At 64.9% G+C, this 13983-nt stretch carries 12 protein-coding genes; 6 read left to right on the top strand and 6 right to left on the bottom strand.

All coding sequences use genetic code 11. The features are described from left to right. Positions 1-90: 90 nt before the first annotated feature. Positions 91-315: a CDGSH iron-sulfur domain-containing protein gene (locus tag MP11Mi_RS06735; RefSeq protein WP_420041519.1), complete on the top strand. Its 225-nt coding sequence runs from the start codon at positions 91-93 to the stop codon at positions 313-315. Between the two features lie 33 nt (positions 316-348). Then, positions 349-1521 carry an MFS transporter gene (locus tag MP11Mi_RS06730; protein ID WP_420041518.1) on the top strand — a complete coding sequence of 391 codons (1173 nt, stop codon included), beginning with the start codon at positions 349-351 and terminating at the stop codon, positions 1519-1521. A 6-nt stretch (positions 1522-1527) separates the two neighbouring features. On the opposite strand, the gene MP11Mi_RS06725 is transcribed toward MP11Mi_RS06730, so the two are convergent. Next, the gene (locus MP11Mi_RS06725; RefSeq protein WP_420042031.1) at positions 1528-1920 is read right to left on the bottom strand and encodes a nuclear transport factor 2 family protein; all 393 of its coding nucleotides are present in this window, start codon (positions 1918-1920) and stop codon (positions 1528-1530) included. 81 nt (positions 1921-2001) lie between these two features. After that, entirely contained in the window at positions 2002-3189 is a 1188-nt protein-coding gene (locus tag MP11Mi_RS06720; protein WP_420041517.1) for an acyl-CoA dehydrogenase family protein, read from the bottom strand. A gap of 156 nt (positions 3190-3345) precedes the next feature. Between MP11Mi_RS06720 and MP11Mi_RS06715 the strand changes: the two genes are divergently transcribed. Both MP11Mi_RS06715 and MP11Mi_RS06710 read left to right on the top strand, forming a co-directional pair. Next, a complete protein-coding gene (locus MP11Mi_RS06715) occupies positions 3346-5412 on the top strand; it encodes an FUSC family protein (RefSeq protein ID WP_420041516.1) in 2067 nt (688 codons plus the stop codon). Next, positions 5409-6485 (top strand): DUF2804 family protein, encoded by a 1077-nt coding sequence (locus tag MP11Mi_RS06710; protein WP_420041515.1) that lies wholly within the window; start codon positions 5409-5411, stop codon positions 6483-6485. The genes MP11Mi_RS06715 and MP11Mi_RS06710 overlap by 4 nt, the downstream gene beginning before the upstream one ends. Before the next feature lie 61 nt (positions 6486-6546). Here MP11Mi_RS06710 and leuS read toward each other — a convergent pair whose 3' ends face one another. The 3 genes from leuS to MP11Mi_RS06695 form a co-directional block, all read right to left on the bottom strand. Further along, entirely contained in the window at positions 6547-9447 is a 2901-nt protein-coding gene (leuS, locus tag MP11Mi_RS06705) for a leucine--tRNA ligase (RefSeq protein WP_420041514.1), read from the bottom strand. 48 nt (positions 9448-9495) lie between these two features. Next, positions 9496-11115: an MDR family MFS transporter gene (locus MP11Mi_RS06700; protein ID WP_420041513.1), complete on the bottom strand. Its 1620-nt coding sequence runs from the start codon at positions 11113-11115 to the stop codon at positions 9496-9498. A gap of 197 nt (positions 11116-11312) precedes the next feature. Then, positions 11313-11675: a PLDc N-terminal domain-containing protein gene (locus tag MP11Mi_RS06695; protein ID WP_420041512.1), complete on the bottom strand. Its 363-nt coding sequence runs from the start codon at positions 11673-11675 to the stop codon at positions 11313-11315. Between the two features lie 147 nt (positions 11676-11822). On the opposite strand from MP11Mi_RS06695, the gene MP11Mi_RS06690 reads away from it, so the two are divergent. Both MP11Mi_RS06690 and MP11Mi_RS06685 read left to right on the top strand, forming a co-directional pair. Beyond that, positions 11823-12359 carry an SdpI family protein gene (locus MP11Mi_RS06690; protein ID WP_420041511.1) on the top strand — a complete coding sequence of 179 codons (537 nt, stop codon included), beginning with the start codon at positions 11823-11825 and terminating at the stop codon, positions 12357-12359. A 3-nt stretch (positions 12360-12362) separates the two neighbouring features. Then, on the top strand, positions 12363-13358 hold the full coding sequence (locus MP11Mi_RS06685; protein WP_420041510.1) for a bile acid:sodium symporter family protein: 996 nt from the start codon (positions 12363-12365) through the stop codon (positions 13356-13358). On the opposite strand, the gene MP11Mi_RS06680 is transcribed toward MP11Mi_RS06685, so the two are convergent. Continuing rightward, entirely contained in the window at positions 13334-13963 is a 630-nt protein-coding gene (locus MP11Mi_RS06680; protein WP_420041509.1) for a DedA family protein, read from the bottom strand. The genes MP11Mi_RS06685 and MP11Mi_RS06680 overlap by 25 nt on opposite strands. Positions 13964-13983 lie beyond the last annotated feature (20 nt).

The raw sequence follows: 13983 nt of genomic DNA, 5'->3' as shown, positions 1-13983 counted from the left end.
CTCGACGAAACAGTATCTGTCCCGCCACGGCGGGTGCGTACACTCGAATCAATCATCGGTCGACTCAATTCATTGTCGGAAAAGGATGCGATGACACTTCGTGATCACGACCTCGACGGCGCTGTCGAGAAGGTAACGGTACTGCCTTGTCCAGGTGGACCGCTGTTGGTTCGCGGGCCGATCTCTGTGGATAGCCCAGATGGTAGCGCCTCCACGCCCGCGCGGCGGACAGTCGCATTCTGTAGGTGCGGCCGTTCAACCATTTCCCCCATGTGCGACGGATCGCATAAATTGGGCAGATCGGCTCCGAAATGACACCGCCCGCCACGCCGTCGGCTCCCCAGTAACGTGGCGCTGAGCGGCGCGGCTCGTCGGGCGTCGTTGCCCGCGGTTCTCATACTCGCGGCTGTTCAGTTCACGATCATTGTCGACGAGACAGCAGTTGCCCTGCTCGCGCCGTCGGTCGGACGGGATCTTGTTTTGGGGGACCAGGCGCGGCATCTCCTGGTGACTCCATTCGCGGCGGCGTTCGTCGCCATGCTTCCCGTCGCAGTCGTCGCGTTGAGGCGGGCCGATCCTCCGAAAGCCCTTCCGTGGGCTGCGTGCGCGTTTGCTGTCAGTGCGATCGCGGGTGCCGTGGCACCGACGACGGCGGCCTTGATCGTGGCGCGCGCCGCGCAAGGCGCGACGGCGGCCGCCACGACCACCTGTGTGCTGGCGACGCTGCACCTCGTCACCGCGGGCAGACCGACCAGGACGCGCGACTTCGCTGTGTTCTCAACGGTGTCGGGCGCGGGGTCCATCGCCGCGCTTCTCGTCGCCGGGCCGCTCGCGGCGCTCTCGTGGCGTTGGTGCTTCTGGGCGGTGGCGATCGCCGCAGTGGCGTTCTCCCTCGCGTGGCTCGCCGTCGGTATCACCGGCCCTGATCAGCGCATCACACCCGAGGACGTACGCAGGCACGGCGGGTGGCGCGGACTCGACTGGCAGGCGTACGCGATGATCGCAGCCGCGAACGCAGTGCTCGCGGCGTCGGTGATCACGGTGAGTTTCGGCCTTCAGGACGACCACTCGTGGTCGCCGATCGCGGCGGGGCTGGGCTTCCTGCCACTCAATATCGCGGCCGCGGGGGGCGCGATCGTGGTCTCCCGTTGCTCGACGACACCCCAGAGCGCGGGACGTCTACTCGCGGCAGGTTTCATCGCACTCGTGGTCGGCTGCTCGACCCTCGCCTTCGCATCCACCGGCCCGGCCGCGATGCTGGTGGCTACAGTCCCGATCGGACTCGGCATCGGCATCGCGTTTCCACTGGTCAATAGTCGTGTGCTGACCGGATCCGAACCACGCGCGATCTACCGCGCGGCTGGCCTCGGCATTGCTCAGCAAGCCGGGCTCGCCGTCGGCGCGGTAGTCGCCGCCGCCCGCTCGGGCACCGCGCTCGCCATCTTGGCGGCAGTGGTGGCGGTGGGCACGATCATTACCGCTTCAGCCGCACTCTCGAACGTCGCTCGGACCCGGCCTTGAGCTAACTCAGACCTGTTCGAGGTCCGACGGGTTCCAGACCGCACGCATGGACGAGACTTTGCCGTTCGCGTCGAAGACCATGATGTCCACCGGGGTGATCTTGAACTTGCCGTCGTCGGTTCCGGTGACGAGGGTGAACTCGAATACCGCAGTGTCACCTGCGACTCTCGACCACGCCAAGGTGGCCTGCCGGTGCGGCATTCCGGTGATGATCCCGTAGAACTCCACCAGTTCGTCGCGGGTCGTGCGCAGGGGAGCGCCGACCGGATCCTCGACGGTCGCGCCGTCGGCATAGAGGTCAGCGATCTCCTCCGCGGTGCCGGTGTTGAGCCCGTCGATGTAAGCCTGAACGGCCGCGCTGATCTTCTCCGACAGGTCGACCTGCTGGTCAGCAGTCATATCCACTCCCTAAATTGTAACGTGTTCCAGTTTCACGTTAGCAGGGGTTGGAAGGTACGCGACAGTGAACGCCAGATCAGCTCATCGCAGATCGGCACTGCTCTTCCCGAGCACGCGACGTGCGATGATCAGCTGCTGGATCTGCTGCGTACCTTCGAAGATGTCGAGAATCTTCGAGTCGCGCGCCCACTTCTCCAGGAGTTGGGTCTCGGAGTATCCCGCGGTAGCGCTGATCTCGACGGCCTTGTTCGTTAGGTCGGTGACACTGCGTCCGGCCTTCGCCTTCGACATCGACGCCTCGGTGGAGTTCGGCTGCTTGTTGTCGGCCATCCACGCAGCCCGCAACGTCAGCATCCAGGACGCCTCCCAGTCGGATTCGAGGCGGATGAACTCGGCGACAGCGGCGTGCTGAGCGGCGGCGGGGCGGTCGTAGTCGATCTCGTGACCGGCCTCTTCGACGATGCGGCGCAGTTCCTCGAGAGCGGCGCGGCCGAGCCCGACGGCCATCGCGGCAACGACCGGACGGGTGTTGTCGAACGTCTGCATGACGCCGCCGAAACCCTTCTTGACGTTGATCTCAGGCGTACCAAGCAGGTTGTCCGCACGTACCCGGGCGTTCTCGAACCGGACGACGGCCGTATCGGACGACTTGATGCCAAGCTTGTGCTCGAGTCGCGCGACCGTGACGCCCTCGGTGGACATCGGAACGACAAAGCTCTTGATGGCAGCGCGCCCCACACTCTTGTCGAGGGTCGCCCAGACAACGACGTGGTCGGCCCGCGACCCCGCGGTCACGAAGATCTTCTCGCCGTTGATGACGTACTCGTCGCCGTCGAGGACCGCAGTCGTAGAGACCGCCGCCGAGTCGGAGCCGAACTCCGGCTCAGTGATGGCCATCGCGGCCCAGACGTCGGCGAACCGTTCGAGCTGCTCATCGTTGGCGACTGCAGCGATCGCCGCATTGCCCAATCCCTGGTAGGGGATCGACAACATGAGGCCGACATCGCCCCAGCTCAGCTCGCGCGCGTTCAGCACCGAGCGGAGATTAGCGCCGTTGACGGTGTCTTGATCGGCGTCGCCGGAGTCTGCGGACTTGTCGCCTCCACGTGCCTGTTTAGCGAGCTTGCCGAGTTCATCGAGCTCGGTCGGGTACTCGTGCTCTGCCTTGTCGTACTTACGCGACACAGGACGGAAGACGTGCTCGGCTGCGAGACGGGCGCGCTCGACCGTGGAGTTCAGCTTCTCCGGGAGCTCAAGATTGATGGGCATGCATTGACCTTACTACCGAGTAAGATCAATGCCAACCGTCTCGACGGTGTCGTCGCATAAGGCAGAATCGGCAGAATGCCGTCGTTACCCGCCAATCCCCTGCATACCTTGGCGGGAACCGACCCCGGTCGAGTGCGTTTGTCGAATGCTGTGGCGGTGGCGACAACAGTCCTGTTGAGTACTGGGTCCGCGGTCGGCATCACCCACCTGACCCACAGTTCGTCCGAGCTCGTGGTGGTCGGAGCGTTCCTCGCCATGATCAGCGGACTCAGCGTCAAGGACGGCACCGCGCACGAACGCCTGACGACGACCCTCCTGCTCGCGATCCCCGCGGTCGCCGTGCTCACCGCCACGACCCTCCTCGATCGTTGGCGATTCGTCGAGTTCGGCGTCTTAATCGCGATCTGCACGGCAGCCATCTGGGTGCGCGGATACGGGCACCGGTGGGCGGCGCTCGGCATGATCGCCTTCATCTCCGGCTTCTTCGGTCTGGCCATCCGACCGAGCGTCGACGAACTGGGGCCGCTGACATTGATCGTCGCCGCAGCGACCACCTGCAACGTCGCCGTGAAACTGACGATGCTGCCGTCGTTTCCACGACACGAGCTGCGGCTGCTGCTCCGCGAGTTTCGGGGTACGCGCGACGCGTGTCTCGTCGCCGCGACAGCCGGCAACAAGGCGGCACTTCAGAAGGCGATCGGCCGGGTCAGTGACGTGACGATCGCAATCCATGGTTGGCAGCAACGCTACGACACTCAGCGCCTGCTCGGGCTGGACGACACCGACCTCTCCCGCCTCATCTTCTACGCGCGCACCGACGCAGTGCAGGCGAGCCTGCAACTGGCGGCCCACCCGGCCGCCGCACCCGCCGACGTGGTCGGAGCATTCCATCGGACCCTGCAGACCAAGAGCACATCCGACGATGCCCTGCACATCGCCGAGAACACGCTGAAATCACCGGACACCGGATTCGTCGAGACCGTCGTCGCACGTGCGGTCGTCTCCCAGACCGCGTTGGAGAAGGCCGTAGCGACCGGTCGGGTCGATCCGGCACCTCAGGTAGCGGAAGTGTCGCACCTCGGGCGGGCTTCGAGCGCTGAAGGGGTCTCAACTCCGGTTCTCGAGGGGCTCGACGAGCCGAACCGGTGGGCGAACCGGGCGGAGCCGGCGATGCGCAGACGCTTCTGGGAGACGTGGCGACCGACGAGCCGAATGGCCGTCCAGGTGGCCGTGGCGACCACCTTGGCGACCGCGGTCGGCGAGGCGATCTCGGCGAGCCGCTGGTACTGGGCAGTGCTGACCGCGTTCCTGGTGTTCATTGGAACCACGACGCGCGGCGCCGTCCTGACCCGCGCCTACCGTCGAGTGCTCGGCACGACGCTCGGCGTCATCGTCGGATTCGCCGTCACCTGGATCGCCGACGGGAACCCGACCGTCCTCGCGCTGTGCTGCGTCGTATGCGTCTTCTTCGTCATCTACCTGGGGCCACTGAACTACGCAGTCCTCGCATTCTTCATCACGTTGCTCATCGCTTCCATGTACGGCCTGCTCGGCGTGCTCAACCGCCAAGTACTCGAGTGGCGTGTCGAAGAGACGGCCGCCGGTGCCGCAGTCGGCGTCGCGGCGGCCTTTCTGATCTTCTCGACGAGTTCGACACCGCCGTTAGTGGCCGCGATCTCCTCGTACTTCGATGTCCTCGACCACCTCCTACGGCGAACGGGCCAAGCACTCACTGGTACGGGCGACGCCGCGCCGGTGGTGTCCGCGGCTCTGGCCCTCGACGCCGAACACAACGATCTCCAATCGTTCGTCTCCCTGATGCGGGTATCGCTCACCGACCGCGGGCGGGGACCGCTTCGTCAGGCCGCGATGGCGTTGATCAACACGGTCGGAGTGCAAGCCGAGCGGATAGCCGAAGAGGCCATCGTCTTGCAACGCACGAACAGCGCCTTCGCCAGCGACGACGCCGTCGCAGTCTCACGCGGCATCGACACCATCAGGGCTCACGCCGCGGCCGCACGCACCGCGCTCGTCACCAGACCCCGTGAAAGACACGACCACCCGGTCGACACGATCACTCTCGACTGCATCGACCAGGTATCGGCCCCAGGCGATTCGCCGCAGTTCCGTGCACTGCTCGCGATGTCGGAGATCAGTGATGAGCTGCAACAACTCGGCCGGCTGCGTGACCGCGGCACCGGTGTGGTCACAATGGGGCCATGACCCCCGTTCCGTCGACCCCAGCAACGTTTCCGCCTGCGGCCACGCCGCCGCCCCCCGCTCTGGTGACCGACGGCCAGTACCGGTTCGGCACCTACAACGGACCGATACCCACTATCAACCCTCTCGACGCGGCAGGTGACGGTCTGCTTGCCGCCCCGCGCCGCATCATCCGCGATCTGGGGCTCAAGGAGTGGGAGGCGTTCCAACTCGGCGACGACGACCACTTCGTCCTCGGAGCTGTCTACAACGCGAAAGCCATTGGCCTGCTTCAAGTCCTTGTCGTCGACAAACAGGCCGCGACGATCCGCAGGTTCGAGACGAAGCTTCCGTCACCGATGCTGTCGGTAGCGCGCGGCCTCAACAAGACGACGTCCCACGGAGAGTTCTCCGGTCTCGCGATCTCGATCGGAAACGAACTCGCCGACGACGTCGTCACCGTCGACGCGACCCGCGATCCGCACGGCGACGACCCGTCGTTGGCTCTGCACGTGACCGGTGAGTGCGGACCCGACGATGCGGCGCACCTGGTGATCGCGCATCCGTTCTCCGACAACGCGGCGCTCTACTCGCACAAGGCGATGATGCCGATGCACGGTTCCCTGGTCGTCGGCGACGAGCGGGTCGGTTTCGCCGACGACCGAGGTTTCCTCATCCTCGACGACCATCACGGCGACTACCCGCGGCCCATGCGCTACGACTGGGTCACCGGTGCGCGCCGAAACGCCGACGGCGGCGTCGAAGGGTTCAACCTCACCGACAACCAGATCCGCAATCCGGAAATCTACAACGAGAACGCCATCTGGATCGGCAACAAGATGCACCGTCTTCCGCCGGTCACATTCGCCCGGCCGGACGGTCCGTGGGGCCAATGGCGCGTGCGCGACGAGCACGGCGCCGTCGATGTCACGTTCACCCCGACAGTCCGCTCGACGATGCACGTCGGACCGCGCAAAGTGCTGGCGGAGTATTACGCACCGTACGGCTGGTACGAGGGCGTCATCCACGCCGAAAACGCGACACTGCCCGTCGACGGCATGTTCGGCGTGGGGGAGCGCAAACGCATCACGGTGTGAGTGGCGGTCCTCGCCGTTCGTCGAGACCTCGACCCCCCGCACAATCGGCAGGTGTACGTGACTAAGGGACGACGTTCACCATGCGGCCGGGCACAAAGATCACCTTGCGGGGTTCGCCGTCGAGCAGGGCGGCGATCTTCTCATCAGCCAACGCCGCCGCGACCACAGTCGCCTCGTCGGCGTCCGACGCCACGGTGATCCGACTGCGAACCTTCCCCTTGACCTGAACGGGGATCTCGACAGAGTCCTCGACAAGGTACTGCTCGTCGACCTCGGGGAACGGCCCGTGGGCCAGTGAACCGTCATGGCCGAGACGGCTCCACAGCTCTTCCGCGAGGTGCGGTGCGAGGGGCGCGAGCATCAGTACGACGGCCTCCACAGCAGCCGCGGGCGCACCGCCCGGGTAGGTCTTCGTCAGGTGGTTGGTCAACTCGATGAGCTTGGCGACCGCCGTATTGGTACGCAGATTCGCGAAATCGTCGCGGACGCCCGCTGTCGTCTTATGGACGGCCTTCAACGTATCGACCCCCGGCTCGGAATCGGAGACCCGGACTGCGCCGGACTCCTCATCGACCACCAGCCGCCACACGCGCTGCAGGAACCGCTGCGCGCCGACCACATCCTTCGTTGCCCACGGACGCGACTGGTCCAGCGGGCCCATCGACATCTCGTAGACACGGAGGGTGTCGGCACCATAGTCGCGGCAGATGTCGTCAGGGGCGACCGAGTTCTTGAGCGACTTGCCCATCTTCCCGTACTCCTGCGACACCTCCTCATCCCCGAAGAAGAACTTGCCGTCACGCTCGACGACCTCATCGGCGGGCACATAGACGCCCCGCGAGTCGGTGTACGCGAACGCCTGGATCATGCCCTGGTTGAAGAGACGACGGTACGGCTCGACGCTGCTGACGTACCCGAGGTCGAACAGGACCTTGTGCCAGAAACGCGAATACAGCAGGTGCAAGACGGCGTGCTCCATGCCGCCGATGTACAGGTCGAGTCCACCGGGGTCGCTCGCACCGTGCAATGCCGGGCGCGGCCCCATCCAGTACGCCTCGTTCTCCGGAGCGCACAGCGTCTCATCGTTTGTCGGATCGATGTACCGCAGTTGATACCAAGAACTGCCCGCCCACTGCGGCATCACGTTGGTGTCGCGAGTGTACGACTGAACGCCGTCGCCGAGATCCAGGTCCACGCTCACCCACTCGGTGGCCTTGGCCAGCGGGGGAGACGGCTCGCTTGCCGCATCGTCCGGATCGAAGGCGACCGGCGCGTAATCGGCGACCTCGGGGAGCTCCACCGGCAACATCGACTCCGGGAGAGCGTGGGGGGCACCGTCAGCGTCATACACGATCGGGAACGGCTCGCCCCAATACCGCTGACGCGCGAACAGCCAGTCGCGCAGCTTGTACTGGATGGTGCCGGTGCCTGTGCCTGCGGCTTCGAGGCGCTCGATGATCGCAGCCTTCGCGGCGGCGACGTCCAGTCCGTTCAGGAAGTCGGAGTTCACGAGCGGCCCGTCGCCGGTGTAAGCGGCCTCGGTGACGCCCTCGTCGGACCCGATCACTTCCAGCAGCGGAAGGCCGAACTCGGTGGCGAACTCGTAGTCACGAGTGTCATGCGCGGGCACAGCCATGATGGCGCCGGTGCCGTAGCCGATCAACACATAGTCGGCGATGAAGACCGGGATCTGCGCGCCGTTGACCGGGTTGGTCGCGTACGCGCCGATGAAGACACCGGTCTTCTCCTTGCTCTCTTGACGCTCCAGATCACTCTTGGCAGCGATCGACGCCCGATAGTCGGCGACAGCGGTCCTCGGGTCGACGGCGCTCGCGTCGCTCCCCGCGCCCGTCCAGCGTGGGTCGGTCCCTTCCGGCCACGCGTCGGCGACCAAAGCGTCAACGAGTTCATGCTCCGGTGCCAGCACCATGTAACTCGCCCCGAACAGGGTGTCCGGGCGGGTCGTGAAGACCTCGATCGGCGTGCCGGTCGCTGTGGGGAATTCAACCTGGGCACCGCGCGAGCGACCGATCCAGTTGCGCTGCATCGTCTTGACCTTGTCGGGCCAGTCGAGCAGATCGAGGTCATCGATGAGGCGATCAGAGTAGGCGGTAATCCGCATCATCCATTGGCGCAGATTCTTGCGGAAGACCGGGAAGTTTCCGCGGTCGGAGCGACCATCCGCGGTCACCTCCTCGTTCGCCAGCACCGTGCCCAAACCCGGACACCAGTTGACCAGCGAGTTGCTCAAGTAGACGAGCCGGAAGCCGTCGAGCACTTCGTTACGCTCGCCGGGCGACAACTCGTCCCACCCGCGGTTGTCGTCGAGAACCCTTGCACCCGAAACGAATTCGTCGACCAACTCGCTGATCGGGCGAGCCTTCGCCGCGTCCGGGTCGAACCACGAGTTGTAGATCTTCAGGAAGATCCACTGGGTCCAGCGGTAGAACTCGACGTCGGTGGTCGCGACGCGGCGACGCTCGTCGTGGCCGAGGCCGAGGCGGCGGATCTGAGCGAGATAACGTTCGATGTTCGCTTCGGTCGTGCTTCGTGGGTGAGTGCCGGTCTGGACGGCATACTGTTCGGCCGGGAGACCGAACGAGTCGAAGCCCATCGTATGCAAAACGTTCTTGCCGGACATCCGCTGGAAACGGGCGAACACGTCGGTGCCGATGAAACCCAACGGGTGCCCCACGTGCAGTCCGGCACCCGACGGGTACGGAAACATGTCCTGTACGAACAGCTTGTCGGGGGCGTCCGCCTGTGGTCCGTCGAAGTCACTGAAGTCCCCGGCAAGCGGGCCGACCGGGTTCGGCGCGTGGAACGTGCCGTCGGTGGTCCAGCGCTCCTGCCAGCGCGACTCGATCTCACCTGCCGTGTCGGCGGTGTACCGATGCCCGGGAACAGACTCGGGGGGACCATACGACGAACGAGCGGAGGGCGAAGAATCAGCGGAGGTCACGTAACCAGGGTAAACGGGCGCTGTTCGAGGACGAAAACACAGGCTCAATCAGCCGACGGACTCGGTGCGAGCGCTCCCCTTCGCCAGATCCCCGGCCTGTCCGCGGTCGACGAGGCCCGCCCTCGTCGAGAGAGTCCGGTCACGCAAGAACAGGGCGAGCGCGAAGCCGACAGCCGAGATCGGAACGAGGTACCAGAAGGTTGGCGCCATCGCGTCGGCATATGCGGTGATCACCTCGTGGTAGGCCAGCGGGTCGATGTCTTTGAGCTGACCCACGCGTTCTGGTGTCAGCTCGGAGGCGCTACCCGCCTGTGCGACATGCGGCATCGACTCGGCGATCCCGTCGAGCTTGCCCGCCAGGCTCGTCGTGAACATCGTGCCGAACACCGAGGTGCCGATCGCGGCGCCGATCTCGCGCACGAAATTGTTCGTGGAAGTCGCCGTGCCGACCTGGTCAGAGGTCACCGCGTTCTGGACGGCGATGACGATCGTCTGCATCACCAGGCCCATTCCGAACCCGAGGACGAAGATCATCGCACCGAACATGATCATCGAGATCTCCGCGGTGATGAACGTCAACCACGCGATGCCCGCGGTCGTGACCGCGAGCCCGACGATCGGGTAGATCCGGTACTTGCCGGTCTTCGTGATGAGGAAGCCGGAGCCGATCGCCGTGATCATCAGACCGACCGTCATCGGCAGCATCAGTAGCCCGGAATCGGTCGGATCGACGTCGTGCGCCATCTGCAGAAACGTCGGCAGGTAGGCGAGAGTCGCGAACATGGTGACGCCGACGACGAATGCGATCGCCGTCGACACCGAGAACACGCGATCTTTGAACAGGTGCAAGGGAATCAGCGGCTCCTCGACACGGAGCTCGACGACGACGAACACGATGACGCTGATGACCGATCCGATGAGCAGCGCGAGCAGCCACGGATTCGCCCAGTCGTACTTCTCACTGGAGACGATCGACGTCCACGAGGTAACGAGCACGATGCCTGCCGTCGCCGCTGCGAGGAAGAGTGTGCCGACGAAGTCGAAGCGCTTCCCGCAGTGCTGTCGGGGCAACTTTAGTGCGAAGAACGCGATGATGAGGGCGACGCCCGCGATCGGGACGTTTAGCCAGAACGCCCACCGCCAGCCCGGACCTTGCGCGAACCATCCGCCCAACAACGGCCCCAGAACGGCGGCGATACCGAAGATCGCGCCGATCGGCCCCATGAACTTGCCGCGATCTCGCGCCGAGACGATGTCCGCGATGATCGCCTGCGACAGAATCATCAGACCTCCCGCGCCGAGCCCCTGCAGACTGCGGAAGATCACCAGTTCGGCGAACGACGTCGACAGCGCTGACCCCAGCGATCCGCACAGGAAGATCCCAATCGAGACAAGGAACGGCCATCGCCGCCCGTACAAGTCGCCGACCTTGCCATAGACAGGCATCACGATCGCGATGGCAACCAGATACGACGTGACGATCCAGCCTTCGTGGTCGACGGCATTGAGATCACCGACGATCGTCGGGAGTTCGGTTCCGACAATCGACTGGTCGAGCGATGACAGGAACATCGCGGCGACGAGCGCACTAAAGATGAGATAGACGGCCTTGCGGTCGATCTGGACGGGCGCCTCGTCGTCCTGCGCTGTCGAAACATCGGGAGTCATGCGAGGAGGCTAGTCATCCCCGCCGATCGATCACTCTCCCTCGCCGAGCACGGCATCTTTCAACGTCCGAATTGGCACGATTCGGTGCGTCGACGCCCATTCAGCGACCTTCGTAACCATGACAGTCGTGCCCGCGATGCGTGGACCGTTCCGCAGCGAGTACAACTCGCCGTGATCAGCGTTCGGGGCAGGGAACCTCAGTCGCCCTCGGACTCGTCGTTGCCCGCCGACCTGTTCTTCTCCTGCGCACGACGACGCTGTTCCTCAGCACGTTCCCGAACCTGACGGCGGAACTCGGCGTCTTCTCGGGCAGCGATCGCAGCCTTATATTCTGGGCGCTCGTATTCGGGGAAGCCCGTCGTGCGGGTGGGCGGCGGGGCGGCGGCGCCTTCGGGACGACCGACCAGGAACCAGATAATCGACCCGACGAGGGGCAGCAGGATCACGATCAGCAGCCATACGACCTTAGGAAGATGCCGCACTCGATACTCCTCGGCGACTATCACGTCGATCAGCGCCGCCACCCAGACGACCAAAACGATGAGACCGAAATACGGCACGACCTTGCCCCCGAATCGCTGGAATCCCCAAACCGTTCAAAACCCGAAACGATCCTAACCCGGTCGCACTGCCCGCGTTCGTCACGACCCGCACCTCACGCCCAGACGATTCCCCACCCGTCGCCGCCGCGTCGTACAGTGAAAGCCGTGCAAATCCTGTCCATCGTCTCCGGTGTCCTGGCCCTCATGCTCGCGGTGTTCTGGGCCGGCGTAGGTATCAGCGGACTGAGCGGTCGACTCGAACGCAACCGCTGGTTCGGGGTCCGCTCGGACGAGACCATGCGATCGGCCGAAGCCTTCGCGCTCGGAAACAAGGTCGCCGCGCCCGGCTTCCTCGCCGCCGCCCTCGTCCTGCTGATCGGGGGAGTCCTCGCCTTCGGCGGCAACTTCGGCTTCCTATTCGGCTTCGGCGCCATGATCGCCGCCTTCGTGATCGCCGCCGTCACAGCAGGCGTCGGCGTCCGGGTGGCGGCTACCGTCCCCGAACCTGAGGATGAATCGGGTGGCTGCAGCGCCGACTGCTGTTCCGGCGGCACCCACGAGCAGAATGCTGATCCACATTCCGACGCGTCCGGTACCGGCGACGACCCGGCCGCCGACTGCGGGACGGCCGGCTGCGGATCCTGTGCGTTGCAAGGCATGTGCACCACCGAGCCGCCGCAACCAGCCGACGCCGCGCACTGACGGATGCGCAATATCCTCGCCAAGTCGCCTATCGACGGGTTCATCGCGTCGATCTTCCTTGCCGTCGTCGTCGCCGCGATCTTCCCCGCGTCCGGCGTGTTCGCCGAGATCATGGATTGGGTCGTCACCGGCCTGATCGCACTGCTGTTCTTCCTGTACGGCACCCGCCTCTCGCCGCGCGAGGCACTCGACGGCCTCACCAACTGGCGCCTGCACACGACGATTCTCGCTTTCACGTTCGTCCTGTTCCCGCTCATCGGCCTCGCGCTGCATCCGTTGCTGGCACCGATGATCGGTTCCGACCTAGCCGACGGCTTCCTCTACATGACGCTGGTCCCGTCCACCGTGCAGTCATCGATCGCGTTCACGTCGATCGCCCGCGGCAACGTTCCCGGTGCGATCGTCAGCGCATCCGCGTCGAACCTGCTCGGCGTCATCCTCACGCCCGCTCTCGTCGTCCTGTTGATGAGTTCGGATTCCGGTGTACACATCGACGGCAAATCGATACTCGAGATCGTGTTGAAGATCCTGGTGCCATTCATCGTCGGCCAGATCGCCCGCCCCTTCGTCGGCCCGATCCTGAAGCGGTACGCCGAACCAACCAAGTACGTCGACCGCGGTTCCATCGTGATGGTCGTCTACGTCGCGTTCAGCGAAGGCGTCCAATCGGGACTCTGGAGTCAAGTCGACGCGGTCGACGTCGTCCTCGTGATCGGCGTGTCGATCCTGCTCGTCGCGCTAATGCTCACTCTCACCTGGTTCGTGCCGAAACGGCTCGGCTTCAATCGCGAGGACATGGTCGCCGCCCAATTCTGCGGAACCAAGAAGAGCCTCGCCACCGGCCTACCACTCGCCAGCGTCATGTTTACCGGCTCAGTAGTCGGCTTCATGGTGTTGCCGCTGATGATCTTCCATCAGATCCAGCTGATCGTCTGCGCGTGGCTCGCCAACCGCTACCACCGGCAGAGCGAACCTCAGGGCGATACCGTCGACGCGTGACGTCGCGAACGCCACCGTCGGAAGACCAGGAACCCCAACGACAGTCCACCGACACAGATCGCGACGATCAACGCCATCTCGGCACCCAACGTCTCGCCGACCGCGAACGACACCAGCAGAATGGTCGCCGTCCACGAGACGCCGCCGATCGCGCTGGCGAGAGCAAACTTGCGGAACGGCATTCGCCGGGCACCCGCTACCAGCGGAATCACACTGCGCACGAAACCGATCCAACGCGCGGCGGCCACCGCGATGATCGCATCGCTCGGGCTCGGCGTCTTGCTTCGGGAACGGGTCATACGTCGCGCGACCTTCCGCCCCACCTTGGTCGCCCCCAACCGTGGACCGAACCCGCGGCCAACCCAGTAGCCGCTCCAATCGCCTGCCATCGCCGCGACGCCGCAGCCGACGACGAGGATCGCGATGTTCGCCGAACCGATCGCCGCCACGACACCCGCTGCGACCAGAACGGCTTCGCTCGGCGCGACGAGACCGACGAAGACCACCGAAGTCTCCAGATATACGACACACATGGCGATCAGGTAGACGGCCCACGCCGGGACCGCGTCGATCAGCGACGTCAGCTGATCGGTCAGCGCATTCATATGTCGACTAACTGTGAAGT

The organism is Gordonia abscondita (genome assembly GCF_032711245.1).
GTDB lineage: Bacteria > Actinomycetota > Actinomycetes > Mycobacteriales > Mycobacteriaceae > Gordonia.
This window is presented reverse-complemented; position numbering and strand designations above follow the sequence as displayed.